Origin of the sequence: Kitasatospora sp. NPDC057904 (assembly GCF_042887925.1) — a bacterium.
In the GTDB taxonomy this organism is placed as follows: domain Bacteria; phylum Actinomycetota; class Actinomycetes; order Streptomycetales; family Streptomycetaceae; genus Kitasatospora.
In genome coordinates this window covers 445,128-470,377 of sequence record NZ_JBHVOL010000001.1, presented here as the reverse complement: position 1 = coordinate 470,377, position 25,250 = coordinate 445,128, and the positions used below count along the sequence as shown (strand labels likewise).

Sequence of the window (25,250 nt, the reverse complement as noted above, 5' to 3'; positions counted from 1 at the left end):
CTATTGCGGTACGACGAGCGTGCCGTTGTTGATGATCACGGAGGTGCCGACGAGGCGGATGCTCGCGAGGCCGGGCCCGCAGGAGAGTTCGATCCCGGCCTCGCTGAGCTTGATGTACGGCCCTGCGGCGCCGTGCAGTTGGAGCCGGATGCCGCCGGTGGGCTCGGTGGCGTCGGTGAGCAGCACGTAGGTGCCGCCCGGGGTGCTGAGCACGACCTGCGGCACCTCGGGCGGCACGAGCGCGGCGACCGGCGGCTGCTCGATCGTCCCGCCGCGCCAGAACCCGGTCCACACGGCCCGGTTGACGTCGCCGTCCTCGAACTTGACCCACACGCCGGATTGCACGGCCGGCACGACGTGCATCCCGGCGGTCGCGTACTGCGGGACGGCCCAGATGCACGGGTCGTTGCCCAGGACGTCGTCGACCCGGACCATGACGCGGTTCTGTTGCAGCGGGTCGAAGTTGGAGACGACGACGCCGCGGTAGAGGTCGCGGAAGTCGGGTTGCTGGTTGGCGCTGGGCGCTGTCACGGGGCCACCCGGTCGGTGAAGGGGACGAAGCCGTCCCGGGCGAGGGTGAAGCTCTGGGTGTACTCGCCGCGCTTGATGTCGTGGGTGACGCTGCCGACGTAGTACAGGCCGTCGTACGCGGGGCCCGCGCCGCGCACGCCGACGAGGCCGCGCGCGGCGAGCACGCGGCCGTAGCGCAGGACGTCGAGCTTGCCCTGCCCGGACACGGCGTCGGCGGCCTGGGACGTGACGCTGACGGCGCGCAGCATCGCGTCGGTGAGCGAGCGGTCGGTGACCTTGACGAGCGGCTCCTCGCGCAGGGCGACGGCCGGGCGGGCGGCGAGCGGCGGCTTGAGGAGACTGAGGCTGGGGATCGGCACCGAGATGCCGATCTTGGTGGTGGGTTCGGTGATGCGGACGGTGTACTGCGTGCGCGCGAGCCCGTCGAAGGAGAAGGACAGGTGCTCGACGTTGTCCGCCGCACCGGAGTTGACGGTCAGCGCGGGCTGCGGCACGCCGATGCGCACCTCCGGGCCCCAGTAGGCGATGCTCGTGCCGGGCGCCGGTCCCGGCACGAGGTAGAAGGTGTACCCGACCTCCTGGCCGAGGCTGCGCAGGTACGCGAGGTCGGTGGACGACTGGACGGGGATCTGGTCGAGCGGGTTCGGGACGGTCGGGACGATCGGCGGGACGGCGACCGGAACGACCCCGTACAGCGCGTACTTGAGCAGGACGAGCGTGGCGCGGACGTTGTGCGGCATGGCCGGGTAGCAGGCGTGCTCGGTGCGCAGGTCCATGAGGAGGGTGAGGTCCTCGCCGGTGACGGTGAGCGTGCCGGTGCCGGGCGCGTCGCCGGGGTTGAGCTCGTGCCGGGTGATCACGCCGTCCATCAGCACCTCGGTGGAACCGGCGACGATCGCGGCGATCACCACCCGGGCGGGCGGGTCGAGCAGGCCGGCCGGCAGCAGCGTCCGCGTGATGACGGACTTCTTGCTGACGGCGAAGGTGAGCTGGAAGCCGCTGCGGGCCCCGGCGCTCGACGTCACCTGCACGGACTGCAGCGCGTCCATGAGCGGCTGCGGCGCGGGCGCGGTGACGATGTCGCCGATCCGGAGCAGGAGTTGGACGCTCCTAGCCATGGAGCGCTCCGGGGACGAGCAGCGAGGCGGCGCCCGGCCCCGGCACGGCGGGCAGTGTCACGCGCAACCGCCGCCCGGTGACGGCGAGTTCGTCCGGGTCGTCGGCCCGGTTGGCGTCCGCGAGCTGCCAGGCGAGCTCGGCGTCGCCCAGTTCGGCGAAGGCGATCCGGTCCGCCCGCTCGCCCGCGGCGACGACGTGTTCGCGCAGGAGGGTGAGGTCCTCCGGGTGCGGCAGGAAGCGCCGGCGGACGTACGTCACCGTCCGCCCGTCCGGCAGGCGGTGGGTGGCGGTCGGCAGGGCGCGGTAGCGGCTGGTGAGGGCGAACACGGCTGTCTCCTCGTGGGGTCGGTCGGACGCGCGGGGTCGGTCGGACGCGCGGGATCGTCAGACGCGCGGCGTGCCGACGTCGGAGACCGGATTGCGGACGGACTGCGCGAAGCCCTCCTTGCGGCCCTGGTAGGTCAGGTAGAGCACCCCGCCGTGGTGCTGGTGGCCGAGGTCGTCCACGGTGAGCACCCGCACGCCGACCCCGACCTTCGCCCGCACCGGGTTGAGTGCCTGGTCGAAGAACTCCTCGGTGACGGTGAACTCGGTGATCCGCACCGGCACCACCCGCTTGGGACCGAGCACCAGGACCAGCAGCGGCGACTCCATCGGCGCCACCTCGATCTGCCCGGCCCGCGCGAGGGCGTCCTCGTGGCGCAGCTGCTCGACCGTCGGGTACATGCTCAACTCCAGGGCGGAGAGCACCGGGTGGAGCCCGTCCGGGTACTTCTCCGGGGCGTCGGCGGCGTCGAACTCGGCGTCGAACCGGAACTGCTCGTGCGCCGGCCCCTTGAGCCGCAGCACCTCCAGCCGGTCGCCGGGCTCGCTGCCGATGCCCTGTGGGGTGAGCGTGCGGGTGAGCGTGTCCGGGTTGTACTGGAACGGGATCGTGCGCTGTACGGTGCCGCGGTCGGGGTCGACCAGCACGAACCCGCCGCGCACCGGGTTGAACGCCTCGGGGAACGCGGTCACGGCCCCTCCTCTCCTGGCAGGAAACGGATCCTGGACGTGCCGACGAACGGGATCTCCAGCGTGGCCCGGGAACAGGCCCCGCCGCGGACGCAGGTGTCGAACAGGGCGTCACTCCAGGCGGTGCCGAAGGCGATGTCGGCGGAGACCGTCGCGTCGACGGCGCGCAGGGCGGTGAGCGTGTTCTCCAGGGAGTTCCTGATCCGTTCGAGGTCCACGGAGGCGGCGAAGAGCTCGGCGAGCTCGCCGGTGCCCTGGGTCGCGGTCGCGATGGCGACGCGGGCCGACTGCGACTCCAGGATCGCCATCGCGGCCCGGTGCTTGGCCCGGACGGCGGTCAGGGCGCCCTCGACCTTCGCGATCCGGGCGGGCAGGTCCCAGCGGGACGAGGTGAGCTGGTCCACGCGCTCGGAGAGCCGGCCGGCCGTGCGGCCCGCCGAGACGGGATCGGCCGCGGCGCCGAGCAGCCGGAAGGACTCGCCCTGGAAGCGGCCGGAGAAGTCGGCGGCCGCGTCCCGCCAGGCCTCCGCCTCGGTGGCCATCCTGGCCGCGGCGGCCACCTCGTCGGGAAGGACGAGGCCCTGACCGGAGAGTCCGCGCTGGGCGATGGCGGTGAACTTGTCCAGGAGGTCGAGCGCGCCTTTGACCTGGAGCACCTGGGTGGCGATCACGAAGACCCGGGCGGCGGCCAGCAGGCGCAGGTTGGTGCGGGCGGCCCGGCCGGTCTCGGCGGCGAGTTCGAGGGCCTCGGCGGACGGGGCCGTCGCCGCACGGCCCGTCGGCGGCACGCGACCGGCGGTGGTCGCGGGGACGGCGCGGGCGGCCGCGGTGGGCCCGCCGGCGGCGGGGGGAGGCGCTCCACCGGCGGGAGGGGCGCCAGGGGCCGGAGGCGCCGCGCCGCCGGGCGGGGGTGTGCCGCCCGGCGGTGGCGTTCCGCCGCCCGGCCCGCCGCCCGGTCCGCGGGTGATCGTCCCGGTGAGGGAGATGTCCACGGGCCGGAGGTTCAGCAGCTGACGCGCCACCCGGTAGTCCTTGGTGCCGGCCACCAGGGGCACGCTGGTGCTCTCGGGCGCGACGCGGACCCCGACGGGCTTGAGGTTGCCCGGGTTGTTCCGCACCACGCGGTCGAAGCTCCACAACTCGCCCCCGCCCGCCACCGCCTCGCCCGCGATGATGGCGTCGGCGGGTGCGATCGGGACCTTGGCGGCCTTCACCTGCTGGAGGAAGGACTGCGCGCCCCCGGCGGGGAGCGCGGGGGCGCGGCCGATGCCCAGTTCGTCGAGGAGCAGCTGATTGGCGACGGCCTGGCGGGGGATCGCGCGGTTGACGATCAGCTCCTGGTAGGCCTGGTCCGACACCAGCACCCTGACCCCGGACGACAGCATCGACCGCAGGGCGTTCGCGGCCCCGGTGTTGCCGCGGGCGATCTGGTCGAACACGCTCGGGTCGAGGAAGACGACGCGGGCCGGGGCCGGACCGCCGGGCGGCGTCTGGCGCGCCACCACCCCGCTGGTGCGCGCGGTGGCCAGGACCGGCGTGGCCGCCCCGGCGGTGACGGAGCGCGCCACCTGCTCGGCCTCGCGCTCGGCCGGAGCGTCCGCCGCGCCCACCTCCAGCGGCGCGGCGGCGAGCCCGGGGGCGGCCTGCCGCTGCTGGACGACGTGCGCGAGCTCGTGGGCCAGCAGGTGACGGCCCTCGGTGGTGTGCGGCGCGTAGCGGCCGGACGCGAAGACGATGTCCGTGCCGACCGTGTAGGCCCGCGCGCGGACGGCCTCCGCCGACGCCGCCGCGCGGTCGTCGGTGTGCACCCGCACACTGCTGAAGTCCTGGCCGAAGCGCGGTTCGAGCAGCTCGCGGGCCTCCGCGTCGAGCGGCGCCCCCTGGGAGCCGAGCACCGCGCGGACCTCCGGCGGTGCCAGCGCCGGGCCTTCGCCGGTGGCGTGGCGCCGCAGCTGCGGTTCGTCGGTCTCGCACCCGCAGGCCTCGGTGCCGCAGCGCCGGAGGACGGGCGTGCGGTCGGCGGGTTCGGCGACTTCGCGGGCGGTCACGGCTGCCTCCCCGGGGCGGGCAGGCGGTCGGCGAAGTGCCGGTACAGGTGGGGGCGCAGGCGCTGGAAGGTCTCCGGGTCGGTGAGGTAGAGGGCGAAGGACTCGGCGTAGAACTCGCGCCAGTTGCGGTCGGCGTAGGTGGTGATCCGGGTGTCGCCGTCCTGGGCGGCGGCGGTGCGGAAGGCGGCGGCCTCGCCCGTGGGGAGGGCGTCGGTGAGGGTGTTCGTCCCGGTGCGCGGGTCGCGCACGAAGCGGGCGCCGGACCCGCCGCGGGCCGTGCCGACGGCGGCCCGGGCGTCGTCGTCGGCGTGCCGGACCCGGTCCCAGGCGGCGGTCTGGCCGGGCGGGATGGAGAACCGTCCGCCGCGCCGGGGCCGCCCGTTCTGCTGGAGGAAGGTGTTGCGCGCCGTGGTGGCCTGGGCGGCGGCGGTCTGCGCGGCGCGCAGGGCCGCCCAGTCGTACGCGTGCCCGAGCTCGTGCGCGATCAGCCGCTGGAAGCCGCTCCCCGGCTGGTCGGGGCCCTGGAAGGCGCGCAGGGAGCCGGCCCGTCCCTGGAAGGCGCTGTCGGCGACGGACACGGTGTGGTCCGCGAGCGAGTACTCGGCGTCGTGTCCCGAGGGCAGGGAGGCCACGCGGACGAACGTGATCTGCTCGATCCGGCCGAGGACGCCGTCGGGGACGGCGGCCAGCGCGCCGAGGAGCTGGGCGTACTCGCCGTCGGTCCAGGCGGTGCCGCGGACGAACCGGTGCCGGGTGAACAACTCGTCGCCGCCCGGCCGTGGTTGGCCCTGGTCGCGCTCCGGCCCGAGGGTCGCGAGGTGCTCCACGAGCACCTCGCGCCGGACGGGCGGGCCGGGGTGCTCGACCTCGGTGAACCGGTAGGTGCCCCGGCCGCCGCCCTGGGCGGTGAGGTCGAGGCGCAGCGTGGTGCTCCGGTTCGGCGCGAGGAGCGGCGGGGTGTCGGTGACGAGGTAGCGGGCCAGGTTGGCGAGGCCCGTCCGCTGTCCGGCGGGGATGGTGGGTGCGAGCGTCACGGCGGTGTCCGGCGGCAGCGGGCGGATGGGCGGATTGGGGCCGAAGACCGTGGCGATCCCCGCGAGGGTCACGTCGTCGGTGGTGACCCGGATCCGGGTCCGTTCGGCGGCGGGCAGGGCGTCCAGGAGGACGTTCCGCTGCGGGTCGGGGCGGGTCTCGGGCCAGCCCCAGGCGTGGATGAGCTGCTGGTGCCGGAGGTAGAGCGCGTCGGTGGTCGTGCCGGGGGAGGCGGCGGCCGCCGCGGTGAGCAGGGTGCGGACGGCGTCGGCGTAGGCCCTGCGGAGGGTGCCGGTGCGCGTCGGGTCGCCGCCCAGCACCGCGGTGATCGCGGTCGAGGCGTCGTCACGGATCCGCAGGAAGTCCTTCAGCCGGCCGGGGACGGCGGCGGGCTGGACCCGCACCAGCGGCCCTCCACCGGGGCCCGGCGGGCCGGAGAGGCCGTAGTACTCGGCGGCGCCGCGCAGGAACCGGGTCGCCTCGTCGACGAAGAGCCCCCGGTCGGTCTCCGGCGGGGCGACCGGCTGCCCGGCGGGTTGGCGGGCGAGCCGGGGGCCGGTGGTGCGCTGCTCGACGACGTGGCCGAGTTCGTGGGCGAGGAGCCGGTCGCCGTGCTCGGTGCCCGGGGCGAAGTCGCCGTTGGCGAACACGACGTCGTGGCCGACGGTGAACGCCTGGGCGTCGGCCGCGCGGGCCGCCCGGTCGGCGTCGGCACCGGTGTGGACACGGACCTCGCTGAAGTCCTGGCCGAGGGCGGCGCCCATCCGCTCGGCGGTGGGCGCGGGCAGGGGCGCGCCGGCGTTCTCGGCCTTCCCCCGGGCCCGGTCGGCCGGACGGTGGACGTGTTCAGCGCCCATCGCGCACCGCCCGGAAGACGGATCCGGCGAGCTCGCGTCCGGTCGACTCGGCGCCGCCGACGGTCACCTCGGGACCGCGCAGCACGCCGGCCCGGGCGGGGCGCCACGTCGCCGCCGGGGCGGAGGAGAGGAGGCGGGCGAGCTCGGTGCGCAGGGCGGCGGCGATCGCCTCCGTGGCGCCGCGCGAGCCGTCCGGGCCGTCGGGACCGTCCAGGCCGTCCAAGCCGTCGAGGCCGTCGAGAACAAGGTGGTCGATGTGCAGCTCGATCGTCACGGCCGCTCTCCTTCCCAGGCGAAGTCCCGCTCGGTCATGGGCAGTTCGAGCTTCTCGAACTCGCTGCGGGCGGCCGACAGGACGTGCGGCATGGTGATCGGCGTGCCCGCGGCGGCGGCCAGGAAGGCGGCGTTGACGGCGATGTTGCGGATCATGCCGCCGCTCGCCTGGAGCCGGGCGAGCCGGTCGAGGTCGAGACCGCCCCGCGGGGCCGGGTCCGGGAACGCCTTCGCCCAGATCGCCTGGCGCTGCTCGGGGCCGGGGAACTCGAACTCGACGACGAACCGCAGCCGCCGCAGGAACGCGCCGTCCAGCGCCGAGCGCAGGTTGGTGGCCAGCACGGCGAGGCCCCGGTAGGCCTCCATGCGCTGGAGCAGGTAGTTGACCTCGATGTTGGCGTAGCGGTCGTGCGCGTCCCGCACCTCGCTGCGCTTGCCGAACAGCGCGTCCGCCTCGTCGAAGAACAGGATCGCGCCGCCGTCCTCGGCCGCGTCGAACAGGCGGCGCAGGTTCTTCTCCGTCTCCCCGACGTACTTGCTGACGACGGCGGACAGGTCGATCCGGTACAGGTCGAGGCGCAGGTGGTGGGCGAGCACCTCGGCGGCCATCGTCTTGCCGGAGCCGCTCGGGCCGGCGAACAGCGCGGCCACGCCGAGGCCCCGGGTGATGCGCTCCCCGAAGCCCCAGGTCTCGTAGATCGTGGTGCGGTGCGCCACCTGGTCGGCGATCCGCTCCAGCGCGCGCCGGCCGGCCTCGGGCAGCACGATGTCGTCCCAGGTGACCTTGGGTTCGAGGCGCTGGGCGAGGGAGTCCAGGCGGGGCCGGGTGCGGATCCGGCAGGCCCGCCAGGCGGCCGCCGGGTCCCCGTCGGCGACGGCGGCGGCCGCGCGGATGGCGGGCAGCTCCAGCCCGAACTGCGCGGCGAGCGCGTCCGTTTCGGGCACCGGGCCGTAGAAGTCCCGCCAGGCGCGGGCCCGTTCGGCCGGGGTCGGCGGCGCGACGTCGAGGAGCAGTGCCTCGCCGTCCGGGTCGGGGCGGCCCTCGCGGGCGGCGAGCAGGCGGGCGCCGCCGGCCCGGGCGAGGAAGCGTTCGGGCAGCGGGTCCGCGGGGTCGGTGTCCTCGGCGTCGAGGTAGAGCGCGAGCGGCAGGAGGGCGGCCTCGCGGCGCCAGAGCCGGGCGAAGTGGTCGAGTGCGGCGGGTTCGGCGGGCAGCAGCGCGGCGGGCAGGCGGCAGACGAGCAGTCCGCTCTCGGCGGCGGCGCGGGCGGCGACGAGCCGCTTGCCGGGGGCGTCGGCGCCGACGAGCTGGACGACGGGTGCGCCGGGCCGCCGCCAGGTGCGGGCGATCTCGTCGGCGACGGCCTGCTGGGAGGGCGGCAGGTCGGCGGGGGAGCCGGGGCGGAAGCGCTCGACGAGCGGGGTGAGGCGGTCGTCGAGGTCGTTCAGGCCCTTGAGGTGGTTGACGATCCGCTCGTCCGCGCGCAGGACGCTGCCGACCAGGCTCTGTCCGGGCGGGCGGGCGATCTCGACCAACTGCCAGTAGCGCAGGCCGCCTTGCGGGGAGACGACGTCCCACGCGGGGTCGGGGAGGACGGCGAGGGCGAGGCCGAAGGTGGGGTGGGTGAGGCGTTCGTCGCCCTGGGCGAGGGCGTAGAGGCGGGTGATGGAGGGGTCCAGTTCGACGGCCGCGCACAGGAACAGGGTGTCGCGCTCGAAGCGGGTGAGGCCGAGGCGGCCGGCGAGTTCGGCGAGGGGTGGGGTGGCGACGGCCTCGACATCGCTGATCTTCATTGCAGCTGAAGCGAGTTGACGATCGGTCACTTTCGTGACGGTCGGAGTGGCCGCGGCGCGGCGGAACCCCCGGGTGCGCGGGAGTTCCGTCCGCGCCGGACCGTCCGCGATCGCCCGGTGCAGCAGCAGCCGCAACCACGCGAGCGACGCGGCGAGGAACCGGCCGTTGGCGGCTTCCTTCTCCTCGCCCGTCCCGCCGCTCACAGGACCGTCACCGCCTGGCTCGGGTCGAACACCGGCCGGGTGCCCGAGCGGTCGACCAGGAGGCTGTCCACGCCCGCGACCCGCAACCGCACCAGGTGCCGCCCGGGGGCCGCGTCCGGCACGGTGAACCGCGCGTGGCCGGGCGGGCGCGGCACGCCGTGCGGCAGCGGGTCGGGTGGGACGGCGCGGCCGTCGAGGACCAGCAGCACCGGTTGTCCGGGCAGGGCGGCGGGGGAGTAGCGGACGTCGATCTGTGCGCTCCCGTCGGCGTGCCGCCCGACCTGCGCGGGCAGGTGCGTGATCCGGGGCGCGACGGCGAGCGGGACCTCGTTGGTGAGCTGCCCGGCGAGGGAGAGCCCGGCCGACCAGAGCCCGGCGGCCGTGCCGACGGGGACGGTGAACTGCACCTGGGTACCGGTGACGTGGTCCGGGGCGACGGCGACCGGCGCCGGGAGCAGCGGATGGCTCAGCCGCACCTCGGCCGGGGCCGCGAGCCCGCTGCCGCGCAGCACCGCCGTCTCACCGCCCCGGACGGCGGGCTGCCCGCCCGGCGGCACGGCGGCGTCGAGGGCCGGCAGGCCGAGCGGGAGGAAGCCCTGCGCGACGGGCCCGCGGTCGTCCGCGCCCCGGGTGAGCACCGGCACGGGGACGGTCGGCGGGCGGTGGCCGTCGATCAGCACCACGCCGACCTCGTAGGCGACCGACATCCGGTACGGGGTCTGGAACGCCGTCCAGAGCGAGTAGATGTCCTTCTCGCCGAACGGCTGCCAGGTGATCCGGATCCGGTCGAGCTGCTTGGCGACGTCGCTCTCCGGCGCGAACGCGGCCAGTTCGCCGCGCTGGAGCACCGGGTTGTCGTTCAGGACGCGGACGGCGCGGGCGAGCAGCCGCTGGGCGTCGAGGCCGGGGTCGCGCTTGACGAACGGCGTGACGAGGTAGTGCAGGGTGAGCGGGAACGGCGGACCGCCGCTCTCGCCGGGGGCGAGGTCGGGCTGGCCGGCGTTGCGCAGGGCGTCGTCCACGTCGGCCTGGAAGAGGTAGAGGTTGACGAGCTTGTCGCGGGTGCCGTCGACGAGTTCGTCCAGGGGACGGGTGTCCACGCCCGCGCCGGGCACGTCGGCCAGGGCGCCGAGCACGAGTCCGCTCAGGGTCTTGGTGACGGCGGCGATGGCCTCTTCGTCGCTCACCTCCCGCCGCCCCCCTCGGAGCGGGTGCGCAGGTAGTCCTCCAGGCTCATCGCCGGGCGCCGCCCGGGGATCCGGCGCGGCGGCTGCGGGACGGGCGGCTGGCGGCCGGTGCGGACCTCGACGCGGCCGATGGTGATGCGCACGGTCGGCACCGCGGCGGCGCGCTCGCGCCGGGACGTGAGGAGCGGGTCGACGAGCGACGCGTCGATGGGGGAGGACGGCACGGGGCGCGCGCGGACGGGGTCGGGTGCGGGCGCCGCCGGGGCGTCCTCCGCGTGCTCCTCGGGTGTGGCGTGCTGCTCCGACGGGCCCTCCTCCTGCGCGGGTTCCCCGGGCGGGGCGTCCGCACGGCGGGGTTTCGGGAGGGCGAAGGCGGTGGGTTCCGCAGGCCGTCCGGGGCCGGTGGGGGGCTCCGCCCGGACGGCCTGCGGAGGTTCGGGTGCGCGCCCGGTGGAGGCGCGCTGTGCCAGGGGGAGACCGGGCGGCGCGCCGACGGGCAGCTCCTGCTGGGCGGCCGGAGGGTTGGCGTCAGCGACCTCCGACTCCGCGGGGAGAGGGGAAGGTTCGGTGAACGGAAGCCACGGCTGCGTCCTCCGCCGGGGCTCGAAGAGCGACCCGATCAGCGGGCGGACCGGTGGCCCGTCCGCGCCGCCGAGCAGGCGGCTCACGAAGTCGTTCATGCCGTCACCAACTCCAGGTACAGCTGCCGTCGTTCGGGCCCGACCGCGAGCACCTCGGCCTCCGTCCAGCCGTAGGCGGTGGCGAGCGCGTGCACGTCGTGGAGCAACCGCCTGGCGTGGGCGTCGAGTTCGGCCCACAGGTAGCCGGAGGCGTCGAAGGGCGACGTCCAGGCGTGGCCGCACTCCGCGCAGTCGAGGTCCAGCCGGACGTCCGCCTGCGGATCCCGCCCGGCCAGGGCGCCCGCCACGGCCTCCAGGACGTCCGCCGGGAGCGCGTCGGCGGCGACCGGCCGTCCGTCCGCGACCGCCGAGGTCAGCACCCGCCGGAGCAGGGCCCGCCGGGCGGAGGCGCGCGGCGCGCCCCGGACGGCGAGCAGGTCCCGGGTGGTGACCGGACGGAACGCGAGCTCGAAACCCCCGGCCCGCACGACGCGTTCGCCCTCCGGCGCCGCGGCGGTCACGTCCTGCGCGGTCAGTTCGAGTTCCAGCTCCGTCCGGCAGGACGGGCAGGTGACGGCGCACGGCAGGCCGGGGCCGAAGCACCGCACGCGCAGGCCCAGCACCAGCTCCTCGCGCCGCCCGACGGCCAGGTCCGCGACGGCCGCCGGATCGCCGCCGCCCGCCGCGGCGAGCACCAGGGCGCGCCGGACCGGGTCCTGCCCGCGCCCGGCCTCCCAGACGGCGAGCAGGCCCTCCTCCGTCAGCGCGGTGACATCGGCTGGGGCTCCGGTGAGTTCGTCCATCGTCAGGCCGGGTCCTCGAAGGACGGCTCGACCGGCTCGGGCAGGTCCTCGCGCACCCAGCCCTCGTTCTCCAGCTTGATGTGCTGGATGGCGACCGCGTTGGCGTTGGCGTCGAGGTCGGAGACCGGCTGGTACTCCGAGACCCAGCAGTTGAACACCTGGTAGGAGAGCACCTTCTGGCCGGCCTCGTTGAAGACGTCGACGATGATGTCCCGCCGGAAGTCCTTGAGCGAGGACTCCAGCCCGCCGCTCGCGTTGGTCAGGCTCCAGACCCGGTTCGCCCACTGCTCGAACACCTTGTCGCTCGTGACCCCGCGCTCCAGGGTGATCGCGTCGTACTCGGTGCGCCCCGGCAGCTTGGTGCTGGTGGCCGGGTCGCCGCCGCTGCGGTGCTTGATCACCTCGGTGCTGCGCTTGAACCCGGTGACCTTGCTGACGCCCGCGATGTAGTCGGTGCCGCCGCCGAACTTCACCCGGAAGCGGAAGTTCTTGTACGGGTCGCGGCGCTTCGTCCTGCTGTCGGCCATGGCCTGCCTCTCCGTGAGGGTGCGCTCAGACCTGGATCTGGCCAGCGAGCTGCTGGATGTGGATGATCACGAACTCGGCGGGCTTGAGCGGGGCGAAGCCGACCTGGATGTTGACGATCCCGCGGTCGATGTCGTTCTGCGGGTTGTTCGTCGCGTCGCACACCACCTGGTAGGCGTCCCTGGGCGTGCGGCCCTGGAAGGCGCCCTGGCGGAACAGCGTGTTCATGAACGCGCCGACGTTGAGCCGGATCGAGGACCACAGCGGTTCGTCGTTGGGTTCGAACACCACCCACTGGGTGCCGCGGAACAGGCTCTCCTCGATGAACAGGGCGGTCCGGCGCACCGGGACGTACTTCCACTGGTCGGCGAGGACGTCGGCGCCGACCAGCGTCCGCGCGCCCCACACGAGGTTGCCGAACACCGGCCGCCGGCGCAGGCAGTTGACGCCGTACGGGTTGAGGATGCCGTTCTCCGGGTCGGTCATCGGCACGAGCGGCGCGACGACGCCGGCGAGGCCCGCGTCGGTGCCCGCCGGGGCCTTCCACACGCCGCGCGCGACGTCCGTGCGGGCCCACACCCCGGCGACGGCGCCGCAGGGCGGGAAGTCGCGGACGTGGTTCTGCTGTTCGGTGTCGGCGAGCAGGACGCGCGGGAAGTACACGGCGGCGTTGCGGGCGCCCGGGTCGCCGGCGAGCGGCAGGCCGGTGCCGCCGGGGGCGGCGGCCTTGGTGACGTCGGCCACGCTGTGCCACGCGTCCGGCGGGTCGACGACGAGCATCGCCCGGCGGTCCAGGCAGAGCCTGGCGGCCTGGGGGAGGATCCCGGCCGGGCCGTTCTGGCCGGGCGGCCCGGGCAGGCAGAGGATGTTGAAGATGTCGGTCTTGAGCAGCTGGTAGATGCCCTGCTTGCCGTCCTTGACCGGGGAGCTGTCGCCCAGGTAGTCGGCGGCGACCGGGGTCGCCGTCCCGTCCAGGCCGCCGCCGGCGGTGACGTACCAGTTGCCCTGGCCGGGGCCCTTGCCGTCCGGGAACGGGTCCTGGCCGGGCGGGACATCGGTGTCGGCCGCGAGCAGCCTGCCGTCCGCCGAGGCCGGGACGGTGACGAGGGCGGAGGCGGCGAGGGCGACGCTCAGCCGGTCGGGGCTGCCGGGCAGCGAGCTGACGTTGAGGTAGCTCTCGGTCACGCCGGTGACGGCGTCGCGCAGGGTGAGGTTGAAGCTCTTCTGGTCGGCGGCGCTCGCGGCCTTGTCGCGGGTCTGGTGGTCGACCCGGGCCCGCAGGTGGTTGCCCCAGTCGCCGGGGCTGACGGCGGTGAGCGTGACCGCGTCGGCGGCGGCGCCGGAGGCGGCGGGCAGGACGAGCGTGGCGGGCGCGGGGTAGCTGGGCCCGTCGGCCGGCGGGTTCTTCGGCTTCACGGCGGTGATCCGGACGATCTCGGCCTCGGCGCCGCCGTTCTGGAAGAACTGGTAGACCGCGTAGCTCAGGTCGGAGGTGCGGTCGAGGCCGCCGAACTCCCGCTCGTAGTCGGCCCAGCTGGTGATGTGCACCGGGTCCGTCACCGACCCGCGCGGCGCCGTCCCGACGAACGCGGCGATCGACGTCGGCACGCCGACGATCGTGCGCACGGCGCTCGGCAGCTCGTCGATGTACACGCCCGGATAGGTGGGGCTGATGGGCATCGTGGCTCCCTTCGCGAGGGCAACGGCTGCGCCCGCGGACACCGCCCAGCGTCCGGGTCGGCCATCACGGCGGCGTCACCGCGGCCGCACGGCGCGGAACGCGTCGCGTGACGCGGCCGTGACGGGCGTCCGCACCCGGGGAACCTTCGCGGGGGCCGGGGCGTCTGTCGTCCGGTAACGATCACGCGATGAAGGAGCGTTCATGTCGTACTGCCCGCCGAACCCCGAGGAGTCCTGGCTGATGGGCGGGGTGATGTCGGTCCTGCAGACCGGCATCGACGTCCAGCTCGGCTACTGGGCGGGCGAGGACGAGCTCAGCCACGACGACGGCAGCAGCAACCGCTGGCAGCTCCGCTGGGTCGACGGCGGCCGCGCGGTGCTCACCGGCTTCGACGTCGACTACAGCACCGAGCGCGAACTCGACGAACTGCTGCAGGGCGCGCCCGACTGGCTGCCGCTGCGGTGGTCCGGGCTCACCGACCGGATCGCCTTCTGCTACTGGTGGGAGAGCGGCGCCGGCGCGTGGGACTGCGCTCCCGTCGAGGACGACCGCGGCGTGGGGATCACGGACTCGCTGGACCGGGTGGAGTCCCTCCTGACCGACCGGGTGATGGAGCGGATCCCGGAGCCGGAGGACGAGGACGACGAAGAGGTGGACGAGGACGCGTACCTGGACGAGTTCACGCGGAAGCTGGAGGAGCTGGTCGAGGCGGCCAGGGAGCAGCGCCTGACCGAGCGTGAGCTCGCCCCCGTCCTGGGCTTCCTGGAGGAGCCGGGGCGGCTGAACCTCGCCGACGCGCTCGACAACGCCCGGGACGCCGGGTTCACGCCGGGCAGCTCCCGCCCCTGGGAGCGCCCGGCGCCAAGTGTGCATGTCAACTGACCTGCACTGCACGGCTGTTGACGTTCCGTAAGTAGAGGAACGACGCCGCGTCATGATCCCGCACCGCTCAGGGTCGAATCGGAGGTGACCTTTCCGGCATATCGAACACGTGGTGGAATTGTGCTGGTAGTGCGAACATCTTTACCCCATCATCTCCGGAGGTACACCGCCCATCCGCACCGGCCACGAGCCGGTGCGCGGGCCACCCCTCAGGAGTAGTGGATGAGTTCGACGGAATTCCCCGCACTGGATCCCACGGCCACCCTCGCCGGCCTGATCGAGGCCCAGGTGAGACGCACGCCGGACGCCGTCGCCGTGATCGACGGCGAGCGCCGCCTGACCTACCGCGAACTTGGCGAGCGCTTGACCTCCACCGCCGCCCGCCTCGCCGGGGCAGGGGTCGGCCCCGGGACGCTGGTCGGCGTGTGCCTGCCGCGTTCGGCCGATCTGGTCGTGGCCCTGCTCGCGGTGCTCCGGGCCGGCGGCGCGTACGTGCCGCTGGACCCGGCCTACCCCCAGGACCGGCTGGAGCTGGTGATCGGCGACGCGCGGGCGCCGGTCGTGCTCACCGACCGGGCGCACGAGCACCTCGTGGCGGGGGCCGGGGCCGCCGTCCTGTACGCGGGTCCGGAGGAGCAGGGTCCGGACGAGCAGGGTTCGGACGAGCAGGGTCCGACCGCTCCCGTCGCGCCGGTGGGCAGCACCGACGCGGCGGCGTACGTCCTGTACACCTCCGGCTCCACCGGCCGCCCCAAGGGCGTCGTCGTCCCGCAGCGCGGCGTGAACGCCCTGCTGCGCTGGGCCGCCGCCACCTACCGGCCCGAGGACGTGGCGGGCGTGCTGTTCGCCACGTCGGTCTGCTTCGACATCTCGGTGTACGAGGTCTTCTTCCCGCTCGCCGTCGGCGGCACGGTCGTCGTCGCCGAGAACGCCCTCGCCCTGCCCGACCTGCCCGCGCGCGACGCGGTCACCCTCGTCAACACCGTCCCCAGCGCCATGGCGGCCCTGCTGCGCGGCGGCGGCCTGCCCGCCGGCGTCCGCGTCGTCAACCTGGCCGGGGAGGCGCTGCCGCGCCGGCTCGCCGACCAGGTCCACGCGCAGCCCGGCGTCGAGCGGCTCTACAACCTGTACGGGCCCACCGAGGACACCGTCTACTCCACCTGGGCCCTGGTCGGCCGGGACGAGACCGGCGAACCGCTGATCGGCCGCCCGGTCGACGGCACGACGGCGCACGTCCTGGACGAGCGGCGCGCGCCCGTGCCGGACGGCGGGATCGGCGAGCTGTACCTGGCGGGCGAGGGTCTGGCGCACGGCTACCACGGCCGCCCGGACCTCACCGAGGAGCGGTTCGTGACCGTCGGCGGCGAGCGCTGCTACCGCACCGGCGACCTCGTCCGGCGGCGCGCGGACGGCAGCCTGGAGTACCACGGGCGGGCCGACCACCAGGTGAAGGTGCGCGGCTTCCGCGTCGAGCTCGGCGAGATCGAGGCCGTGCTCACCGCGCACCCGGCGGTGGAGGCGGCGGTGGCCGTCGTCCAGCACGACGACGCGGGCGCCTACCTGGCCGCCTTCGTCCAGTCCTCCCGGGAGCTCGCGCCCGGCGGGCTGCGCGCCCACTGCGCCGCCGCGCTGCCCGGCTACATGGTGCCGCTCGCGATCGGCGTGCTGGAGCGCCTGCCGCTCACCCCCAACGGCAAGACCGACCGCGCGGCCCTGCCCGCGGTGGCGCGCGGGCGGGACGGCCACGGCGTGTTCGTCGCGCCGCGCACCCCCGTCGAGGAGCGCGTCGCCGGGCTGTGGCAGGAGCTCCTCGGCATGCCCAGGGTCGGCGTGCACGACGTCTTCCTCGACCTCGGCGGCCACTCGCTGCTCGCCGCGGGCGTCCTCGCCCGGGTCGAGCGCGCGTACGGCGTCCGGGTGCCGCTCGCCGAGTTCTTCGCCGCGCCGACCGTCGCCGCCCTGGCCCTGCGCGTCGCGCACGGCGGCGGGCGCCCCTCGGTCGCGCCGCCCGTCCGCGAGCCCGGACTGCCCGCCGAACCGACGGCGTTCCAGCGCGACCTGTGGCTCCAGGAGAACGTCGAAGCCGGCACGTCGCTCTACAACGTCCCGCTGCGCGTCCGCGCGACCGGCACCCTGGACGCCGCCGCGCTCGGCCGCGCCTTCACCGAGGTCGTCCGCCGCCACGAGGCGCTGCGCACCGCCGTGATCGGCCGCGCCGGCGAACCCGCCGTCGAGGTCCGCCCGCCCTACGCCGTCGACGTGCCCGTGCACGACCTCACCGGCGCCGACGAGGCGCTGCTGGACGCCGCGCTCCGCGCCGAGGCGGCCCGCCCGCTCGACCTCGCCACCGGGCGCCTGCTGCGCGTGCTCGCGCTGCGCACCGGCGAGGACGCCCACGAACTGCTGATCACCGTGCACCACGCGGCGATGGACGGCTGGGCCACCGGGCTGCTCCTCGCCGAGCTCGACCGCGCCTACCGGGACGGCGAACTCCCGGAGCCCGAGCTCCAGTTGTCCGACGTCGCCCGCTGGGAGCGGCGCGCCCACGCCGCCGCCCGCGAGGACGCGCTGCGCTGGGGCGAGGGCCTCCTCGGCCTCGACCACGAGCAGCACCTGCCCGGCGACCGCCCGCACCCCGACCCGCAGGACTACGCGGGCCGCCGCATCGAGCGCCGGGTCCCGGCCGAGCTGCTGCGCGCCGCCGAGCGGTGGGCGGCGGAGGAGGGCGCGAGCCTCTACATGGCGGTGGTCGCCGCGCTCGGCGGGGTGCTGCACCGCTACACCGGGCGCACCGACGTCGCCGTGCTCAGCCCGTTCGCCGTCCGGCCGGTGCCGGAGCTGGAGGGGGTGCTCGGCTCACTGATCAACACCGTGGCGCTGCGCTTCGGCGTCGCGGGGGCGGACACCTTCCGGCAGCTGGTCGGGCGGGTGCGTCCGGCGGCGCTCGACGCGGCCGAGCACAGCGTGCTGCCGTTCGTCGAGCACGCGCGCCGGACGGCCGGTGCGTCCGGGCGGGCCTCGTCCCCGGTCTCGCAGGTGCTGGTCGCGGTGCAGAACCACCCGGTGGCCGGGGCCGAACTCCCGGGCCTGAGCCTGGAGTTCGTCTCCGAGGTGTGCAACGGGACGGCGAAGACGGACCTGTCGCTGTTCCTGGAGTTCCCGGCGGAGGGGCCGCTGCTGTCCGCCGAGTACCGGACCTCGCGCTACGACGAGCGTTCGGTGCGCGCCGTCTTCGACCACCTGCTCGCCGTGCTCGCCGCCGGGATCGCCGAACCGGACCGCCCGCTCTCGGAGTTGGCGATGCTGTCGGCCGCGGAGATCGCCGCCGCCGAGGACGGCCTGGTCCGGGCGGACACCCCGGTGGCCGACCTGCGCCTGCACGAGCTGTACGCCGGGTGGGACCCTTCGGCCGTCGCCGTGTCGGCCGCCGACGGCAGTCTGACCTACGGCGAACTCGGCCTGACCGCAGGCAGGCTGGCGTCCGTCCTGGCCGCCGCCGGCGCCGGACCCGGCGGGCTGGTCGCGGTGGCCGTCCGCCGCGGGCGCCTGCTGCCCGCCGCCCTGCTGGCCGTGCTGCGCAGCGGCGCCGCGTACCTGCCGCTGGACCTCGACCAGCCGCTCGCCCGCAACCGGGCCGTGCTGGACGGCGCCGGCGTCTCGCTGGTCCTGGCCGAACAGGCCGACCGGCACGACGAATTGTTCGCGGGCCGGACGGTCGTGGCGGCCGACGGCCAGGACGTGGACGCGGCCCCGGTCGCCCCGCCCGTCGCCGTCGGCCCCGAGGACCCGGCCTACCTGCTGTACACCTCCGGCTCGACCGGCACGCCCAAGGGCGTCGCGGTGCCGCACCGGGCGATCGTCAACTTCCTGCGGGCGATGGAGGACCTCGTCGGCCTCGACGGGCAGGACGTCATGGCCGCCGTCACGACCGTCACCTTCGACATCGCCGGCCTCGAACTGTGGCTGCCGCTCACCGTCGGCGCCCGGGTCGAGATCGCCGACCGGGCCACCGCCACCGACGGCGCCGCCCTCGCCGCCTGGCTGGAGCGCACCGGCGTCACCCACCTCCAGGCCACCCCCGCCACCTGGCGCATGCTCCTGGAGGCCGGCTGGACCGGCCATCCGGGACTCACCGCCCTGTGCGGCGGCGAGGCGCTCACCACCGACCTCGCCCGCGCCCTGCTCACCCGCACCCGGACGCTCTGGAACCTGTACGGACCGACCGAGACGACCGTCTGGTCCACCGCCCTGCGCGTCACCCCCGAACTCGCCGCCCACGACGGCGTGGTGGCCCTCGGCGAGCCGATCGCCAACACCCGCCTGCACCTCCTCGACGCCGCCGGCCGGCCCGTCCCGGTCAACGGCATCGGCGAACTCGCCATCGCCGGAGCCGGCGTGGCCCTCGGCTACCACGGCCGGCCCGACCTCACCGCCGACCGCTTCGTCGCCGAACCCGGCCGCCCCGACGGCGCGCCGATGTACCGCACCGGCGACCTCGCCTGCCGCCGCCACGACGGCCGGCTGGAGTACCACGGCCGCGCGGACGCCCAGGTGAAGCTGCGCGGCTTCCGGATCGAACTCGGCGAGATCGAGGCCGCGTTGACCTCCGTGGACGGCGTGACGGCGGGCGCCGCCCGGCTCGTCGACACGCCCGCGGGCCCGGTCCTCGCCGGGTACGCCGTCACGGACGGCACGCTCACCGAGGACGACGTGCGCCTCGCCCTGGCCGCCCGCCTGCCCGACTACATGGTCCCCGCGGGGCTCCTGCTGCTCGACGCCCTCCCGCTGACGCCCAGCGGAAAGGTCGACCGGGCCGCGCTGCCGGCTCCGGAACTGGGCGGCCTCGGCGCACCGCCCGAGGGCGACTGCGAGGAGATCCTCGCCGAGGTGTGGCAGGAGGTCCTGGGCGCCGTCCGGGTCTCCCGCCACGACGACTTCTTCGCCATCGGCGGCCACTCGCTGCTCGCCACCCGGCTGACCGCCCGCATCCGGGACACCTTCGACATCGAGGTGCCCCTGCGCGCGGTCTTCGGCGACCGCACCCTGGCCGCCATGGCCCGCCGCATCGAAGACCTGCTGCTCGCCGACCTCGACGACGAGCTCGCCGCACTCGGAAGCGACGCGGCGGGCGATCACGCAGCGGGCGAGCACGCAGTGGGGGACACCACCATGGGGGACGACGCATGACCGACCGACCAAGAGAAGGCGCCGCCGACGCCCGGCGCCAGGAACTGCTGCGGCAGCGCCTCGCCAAGGCGAAAGCCGCCAGAGCCGCAGCGGCGCCGGCCAGGGCGGCCATCGCGCCGCGCCCCGCCGACGAGCCGATGCCGCTCTCCTCCGCGCAGCGGCGGATGTGGTTCCTCGCCCAGTACGAGCCCGACAGCGCCGCCTACCACATCCCGCTCGCGCTGCGCATCGCCGGAGAACTCGACGAGGCGGCCCTGGCCGCCGCCCTCGCGGACGTCGTCGACCGGCACGAGGTGCTGCGCACCGTCTACCCGGCGTCCGAGGGCGAGGTCCGGCCCGAACCGCTCGCGGCGGGCGCCTTCGCCCTCGCCACCGCCGACGTCCCGGCCGCCGCCGTGGACGCCCGGCTCGCCGAGGAGGCCGCCCGGCCCTTCGACCTCGCCGCCGACCCGCCGCTGCGGGCCGTCCTGCTGCGCACGGGCGAGGGCTTCGTGCTCAGCCTCGTCCTGCACCACATCGCCGCCGACGGCTGGTCCCTCGGGGTGCTGTTCGCCGACCTCGGCGCCGCCTACGCGGCCCGCCGCGAGGGCCGGGCGCCCGCGTGGGCGCCGCTGCCCGTCCAGTACGCGGACGTCGCGCACTGGCAGCGCACCGAGCAGGCCGCCGAACTCGCCGCGCAGGAGACGTGGTGGCTGGAGCGGCTGCGCGGCGCCGCCACCACCGTCACCGTGCCCACCGACCGGCCCCGCCCGGCCGTCGCCGGCACCCGCGGCGCGCGGATCACCGCCGAGTTCGGCGCCGAGCGCTCCCATCGCATCCGCACCCTCGCGGAACGCACCGCCACGACCCCGTACATGGTGCTGCTGGCCGCCCTCCAGACCGTCCTCGGCCGTTACACCGGCAGCGACGACGTCGTGGTCGGCACGCCCGTCGCCGGGCGGACCCGCAGCGAGACGGAGGCGCTGGTCGGCTGCTTCGTCAACACGCTCGCGATGCGCACCGACCTTTCCGGGGAGCCGACCGTCCGCGCGCTCCTCGACCGCGTCCGCGAGGGCGCCCTGGGCGCGTTAGCCCGTCAGGACCTGCCCTTCGAGCGGCTGGTGGACGCCCTCGCGCCCGAGCGCGAGCTCTCCCACACCCCGCTCTTCCAGGTCCTGCTCAACGTCCACAACCAGGACCGGGCCAGGCCCGAGCTGCCCGGCCTGGACGTGGCCTGGCACCCGGTCGGCACCGACACCGCCAAGTTCGACCTCTCCGTCGCCGTGGTGGACGAGGACGACGCCCTGCTCGCCGACCTCGTGTGGCGCGCCGAGCTGTACGACGAGCCGACGGTCCGCCGGTTCTTCGGCCACCTCACCACCGTCCTCGACGCGATGGCCGCCGACCCGGACCGCCCGCTCGCCGAACTGCCGCTGCTCACCCCGTCCGAGCGGCGCCGCCTCGACGCCTGGGACGACACCGCGCGCACCTGGGACCTCACCGGCACCCTGCACGGCCTGGTCGAGGAACAGGCCCGCCGCACCCCGCACGCGCCGGCGGTCCGGGGCACCGACGGCGTCCTCACCTACGCCGAGCTCGACCGGCGCGCCAACGCGCTGGCCCACCGGCTGCGCGCCCTCGGCGTCGGCCCGGACCGCCCGGTCGGCCTGCTCGCCGAGCGCTCGGCCGCCCTAGTCGTCGGCATGCTCGGCATCCTCAAGGCGGGCGGCGCCTACCTGCCGCTGGACCCCGTCTACCCGGACGAACGCATCGCCGCACTCCTCACCGCCGCCGGCACCGCCGCGGTGGTCACCACCGACGACCTCCGCGCCCGCGTACCGGGCGAGGCCGTCGTCGTCCCGCCGCTCACCACCCCGGCGGAGCCGTGCGAGGGGCCGCCCGAGGTGGACGTCCGCCCCGAGCACCTGTGCTACCTGATCTTCACCTCCGGCTCCACCGGCGCCCCCAAGGGCGTCGCCGTCGAGCACCGCAACTACCGCAACTACCTGCACGGCCTGCGCGAGCGGATCGGCCCCGGCAGCGAGAGCTGGAACTGGGCGCTGGTCTCCACCTTCGCCGCCGACCTCGGCACCACCAACGTGTTCGGCGCCCTCACCGGCGGCGGCTGCCTGCACCTGCTCACGCGAGAACAGGCCACCGACCCGGCCGCCTTCGCCCGGTACGCGGCCGAGCACCGGATCGACGCGATGAAGCTCGTCCCCAGCCACCTGGAGGGCCTGGCCGCGCACGGCGACGGCCTCGCGGGCGTGCTGCCCGCACGCCTGCTGATCTGCGCGGGCGAGGCGCTGCGCCCCGACCTGGTGGCGCGCATCCGCGCCGCCCGGCCGGACCTCCCGCTGCACAACCACTACGGGCCCACCGAGACGACCGTCTCGATGCTCGGCGCGCCCGTCCCGGCCGAGCCCGATGCCGCTGTCCCGCTGGGCCTGCCGTTCGGCAACGTCGGCGCCCACGTCCTCGACGCCCGGCGGCGCCCGGTGCCGGTGGGCGTGCCCGGTGAGCTCTACGTGTCGGGCGGCGGCGTGGCGCGCGGCTACCTGGGCCGCGACGACCTGACGGCGGAACGGTTCGTCACCGTCGACGGCCGGCGCTGCTACCGCACCGGGGACCTCGTGCGCCGCCGCCCCGACGGCGCGATCGAGTTCCTCGGCCGGATCGACCACCAGGTGAAGATCCGCGGCTTCCGGGTGGAGACCGGCGAGGTCGAGGCCGAGCTGACCGCCCGCCCCGAGGTCCGCGAGGCGGTCGTGGTCGCGCGCGGCGAGGGCGCCGCCCGCAGCCTCGTCGCGTACGTCGTGCCCGCCGTCCCCGACCCGGGGGACCTGCGGGCCGCGCTGCGCACCCGGCTGCCCGACTACATGGTGCCGGCGGCCGTGGTGCTGCTGGAGGCGCTGCCGCTGAACGCCAACGGCAAGGTGGACCGGCACGCGCTGCCGGAGCCGTCGCCGGTCCAACAGGTCTCCGGCGGGGGAGAGTTGGAGACGGAGGCCGAGCACGCCGTGGCCGCCGTCTACCGGCAGGTGCTCGACGTCGAGGACGTCGGCCCGGCGGACGACTTCTTCGCCCTCGGCGGGGACTCCTTCTCCGCCGTGCGCACCGTCCGGCTGATCGGCCGCGGCCTGTCGGTGATCGACCTGTTCCAGCAGCCGACCGTCCGCGCCCTGGCCGCCCTGCTCGACGCCCGGGCCGGCGGCGGCCCGGCCCAGGACGGTCCGCGCCGCCTGCTGCACAAGCTCACGCGCGGCAGCGAGGCGGCCGGGGTCACCGTCGTCTGCGTCCCGTACGGCGGCGGCAGCCCGATCACGTTCCAGCCGCTCGCCGACGCCCTGCCCGCCGGGCACCGGCTCTACGCCGTCGAGCTGCCCGGCCACGACCCGAGCCGCCCGCACGACGAGCTCGCCGAACTCGACGGCCTCGCCGACCGGTTGGCCGCCGAGGTCGCCGAGCGGATCGAGGGCCCGGTGCTCCTGTACGGCCACTGCCTCGGCGGCGCGCTGGCCACCGCCCTGGGCTCCCGCCTGGAGGCGGCCGGCGTCGACCTGCGCGGCCTCGCCCTCGGCGGGACGTTCCCGGCGGCCCGCCTGCCCGGCCGCTTCGCCGAGTGGTTCGCCCGCCGCATGCCCGGCGACCGGATGCTCTCCAACCGCTCCTACCTCGACTACCTCCGCGCGATGGGCGGCTTCACCGACGTCTACGACCGGGCCGAACAGGACTTCCTGGTCCGGGCGTTGCGCCACGACGTGCGGCAGGCCGAGGACTTCTACACGCGTGCGTACGGGGACGGGCGCCCCGCGCGCATGGCCGCGCCGATCCTGTGCGTCGTGGGGGAGAAGGACCGCGCGACCCAGCTCTACGAGGAGCGGTACGCCGAGTGGGAGCACTTCGGCGCCACCGTCGACCTCGCCGTGATCCCGCGCGCCGGGCACTACTTCCTCAAGCACCAGGCCGCCGAACTCGCCCGCGTCCTGGCCGGGTTCGCGGCGACGGGCGGCGTGGCCGAGCAGGTTGCGACCAAGCGCCCGGCGGCCCGCGCCGAGCTCGCGACCTTCGCCAAGGTGGCGATCGGCCAGTTCGTCTCGATGATCGGCACGAGCCTGTCCGGCTTCGCGCTCGGCGTCTGGGTCTACCAGCAGACCGGCTCCGCCTTCGACTTCGCGCTCATCTCGGTGGTCGCGGTGCTGCCCGCCGTCCTCCTGCTGCCGATCGCGGGAGCGGTGGCCGACCGGGTGGACCGCCGCAAGATCATGATCGTGACGGACACCGTCGCCGCGGCGGGCATGCTCGCGCTGGGCCTGCTCCACTGGACGGACCTCCTCCACGTCTGGCACATCTACGTGGTGGCCTGCACGGGATCCGTCTGCACGGCGTTCCAACGGCCCGCCTACCTGGCCGCGATCACCCAGCTCGTGCCCAAGCGCTACCTCGGCCAGGCCAACGGCCTCGCCCAACTCGGCACCGGCGCGGGCGACATGATGGCCGTCCTGGCCGGCGGCGTGCTCGTGTCGCTGATCGGCCTGCACGGCGTCGTCCTCTTCGACATGGCCACCTTCCTGACCGGCGTCACCTGCCTGCTGCTCGTCCGCTTCCCGGACGCGATGTTCGACAAGCAGGAGGAACCGCTGCTGCGCGAGGTCGTCACCGGCTGGCGCTACATCGTCCGGCGGCACAGCCTCGTCGCGATGGTCGTCTTCTTCGTCGTGTTCAACTACCTGTTCGCGGTGGCCACCGTCCTCGTCACCCCGATGGTCCTGGCCGACGGCACGTCCGTGGAACTCGGCGTCATCACCGCCGTCGGCGGTGTCGGCGCGATGGCGGGTGGCCTCGTCATGGCGCTGTGGGGCGGCACCCGGCGCCGCGTGGTCGGCATGGTCGGCTTCACGTCGGTGGTCGGCCTCGCCGCCGTCGTCGCCGGCAGCGGACCGCACACCGCGCTCACGGCGGCGGGCATGTTCGTGCTGTGGGGCGCGCTGATCATCCTCAACGCCCACTGGATGGCACTCATCCAGACCAAGGTCGGCATGGAACTCCAGGGCCGCGTCCTCGCCACCAACCAGATGCTGGCCATGTCGATGATGCCGCTCGGCTTCCTCACCGCGGGCCCGCTCTCCGACCACGTCTTCGCACCGCTGCTGCGCCCCGGCGGCGCACTCGCCGACTCCGTCGGCCCGGTGCTCGGCACCGGCCCCGGCCGCGGCGCGGGCCTGCTGCTCGTCCTGGTCGGCGCGGTCATGACGGTGTGGGGCCTGCTCGGCCTCGCGTACCGGCCGCTGCGGCTGCTGGAGGACCTGCTGCCGGACGCGCTGCCGGACGCCGAGATCGGCGACAAGGACGCCATCCAGGCCGAGGCCGACCGGCGCCTCGCCGCCCTGTCACGCCCGGCGCCCCTGCGGCAGACGCGCGGGGAGCCGGAACCCGTCGAGGACGAGCCCGACCCGGTGGGCGCCGCGCGGAGGTGACGGACCGGCGCGCGTCAATGGCCCCGAATCTCCGTGTACG

The 25,250-nt window shown here is 75.2% G+C and carries 16 protein-coding genes; 3 read left to right on the top strand and 13 right to left on the bottom strand.

Annotated features, from left to right (window positions below; translation table 11 throughout):
* Genes ACFVSN_RS02300 through ACFVSN_RS02240 form a run of 13 tightly spaced genes read right to left on the bottom strand, consistent with a single transcriptional unit; the run spans position 1 to position 13,684 of the window.
* Entirely contained in the window at positions 1-531 is a 531-nt protein-coding gene (locus ACFVSN_RS02300) for a phage baseplate assembly protein V (RefSeq protein ID WP_387599530.1), read from the bottom strand.
* On the bottom strand, positions 528-1,649 hold the full coding sequence (locus ACFVSN_RS02295) for a hypothetical protein (protein ID WP_380440828.1): 1,122 nt from the start codon (positions 1,647-1,649) through the stop codon (positions 528-530). Before ACFVSN_RS02295 ends, ACFVSN_RS02300 begins: the two co-directional genes overlap by 4 nt.
* Positions 1,642-1,977 (bottom strand): LysM domain-containing protein, encoded by a 336-nt coding sequence (locus ACFVSN_RS02290; RefSeq protein ID WP_380440826.1) that lies wholly within the window; start codon positions 1,975-1,977, stop codon positions 1,642-1,644. Before ACFVSN_RS02290 ends, ACFVSN_RS02295 begins: the two co-directional genes overlap by 8 nt.
* Positions 1,978-2,034: 57 nt before the next feature.
* Positions 2,035-2,667 carry a hypothetical protein gene (locus ACFVSN_RS02285; RefSeq protein ID WP_387599533.1) on the bottom strand — a complete coding sequence of 211 codons (633 nt, stop codon included), beginning with the start codon at positions 2,665-2,667 and terminating at the stop codon, positions 2,035-2,037.
* A complete protein-coding gene (locus ACFVSN_RS02280; RefSeq protein ID WP_387599536.1) occupies positions 2,664-4,712 on the bottom strand; it encodes a DUF4157 domain-containing protein in 2,049 nt (682 codons plus the stop codon). Before ACFVSN_RS02280 ends, ACFVSN_RS02285 begins: the two co-directional genes overlap by 4 nt.
* The gene (locus ACFVSN_RS02275; RefSeq protein WP_387599539.1) at positions 4,709-6,601 is read right to left on the bottom strand and encodes a DUF4157 domain-containing protein; all 1,893 of its coding nucleotides are present in this window, start codon (positions 6,599-6,601) and stop codon (positions 4,709-4,711) included. The genes ACFVSN_RS02280 and ACFVSN_RS02275 overlap by 4 nt, the downstream gene beginning before the upstream one ends.
* Positions 6,591-6,875 (bottom strand): hypothetical protein, encoded by a 285-nt coding sequence (locus tag ACFVSN_RS02270; protein ID WP_387599542.1) that lies wholly within the window; start codon positions 6,873-6,875, stop codon positions 6,591-6,593. Before ACFVSN_RS02270 ends, ACFVSN_RS02275 begins: the two co-directional genes overlap by 11 nt.
* Positions 6,872-8,869, bottom strand: coding sequence for an ATP-binding protein (locus ACFVSN_RS02265; RefSeq protein WP_387599544.1), 1,998 nt, complete (start codon positions 8,867-8,869; stop codon positions 6,872-6,874). Before ACFVSN_RS02265 ends, ACFVSN_RS02270 begins: the two co-directional genes overlap by 4 nt.
* Positions 8,866-10,056: a DUF4255 domain-containing protein gene (locus tag ACFVSN_RS02260; protein ID WP_387599547.1), complete on the bottom strand. Its 1,191-nt coding sequence runs from the start codon at positions 10,054-10,056 to the stop codon at positions 8,866-8,868. Before ACFVSN_RS02260 ends, ACFVSN_RS02265 begins: the two co-directional genes overlap by 4 nt.
* On the bottom strand, positions 10,053-10,736 hold the full coding sequence (locus ACFVSN_RS02255; protein ID WP_387599550.1) for a hypothetical protein: 684 nt from the start codon (positions 10,734-10,736) through the stop codon (positions 10,053-10,055). Before ACFVSN_RS02255 ends, ACFVSN_RS02260 begins: the two co-directional genes overlap by 4 nt.
* Positions 10,733-11,479, bottom strand: coding sequence for a hypothetical protein (locus ACFVSN_RS02250; protein ID WP_387599553.1), 747 nt, complete (start codon positions 11,477-11,479; stop codon positions 10,733-10,735). The genes ACFVSN_RS02255 and ACFVSN_RS02250 overlap by 4 nt, the downstream gene beginning before the upstream one ends.
* A gap of 2 nt (positions 11,480-11,481) precedes the next feature.
* Positions 11,482-12,006: a phage tail protein gene (locus ACFVSN_RS02245; protein WP_380447968.1), complete on the bottom strand. Its 525-nt coding sequence runs from the start codon at positions 12,004-12,006 to the stop codon at positions 11,482-11,484.
* A 25-nt stretch (positions 12,007-12,031) separates the two neighbouring features.
* Positions 12,032-13,684 (bottom strand): phage tail sheath family protein, encoded by a 1,653-nt coding sequence (locus ACFVSN_RS02240; RefSeq protein ID WP_387599556.1) that lies wholly within the window; start codon positions 13,682-13,684, stop codon positions 12,032-12,034.
* Between the two features lie 202 nt (positions 13,685-13,886).
* On the opposite strand from ACFVSN_RS02240, the gene ACFVSN_RS02235 reads away from it, so the two are divergent.
* The 3 genes from ACFVSN_RS02235 (at position 13,887) to ACFVSN_RS02225 (ending at position 25,210) form a co-directional block, all read left to right on the top strand.
* Positions 13,887-14,567, top strand: a complete 681-nt coding sequence (locus ACFVSN_RS02235) for a hypothetical protein (protein WP_387599559.1) — start codon at positions 13,887-13,889, stop codon at positions 14,565-14,567.
* A gap of 222 nt (positions 14,568-14,789) precedes the next feature.
* Positions 14,790-19,754, top strand: a complete 4,965-nt coding sequence (locus ACFVSN_RS02230; protein WP_387599561.1) for an amino acid adenylation domain-containing protein — start codon at positions 14,790-14,792, stop codon at positions 19,752-19,754.
* On the top strand, positions 19,751-25,210 hold the full coding sequence (locus tag ACFVSN_RS02225) for an amino acid adenylation domain-containing protein (RefSeq protein WP_387599564.1): 5,460 nt from the start codon (positions 19,751-19,753) through the stop codon (positions 25,208-25,210). The genes ACFVSN_RS02230 and ACFVSN_RS02225 overlap by 4 nt, the downstream gene beginning before the upstream one ends.
* Positions 25,211-25,250 lie beyond the last annotated feature (40 nt).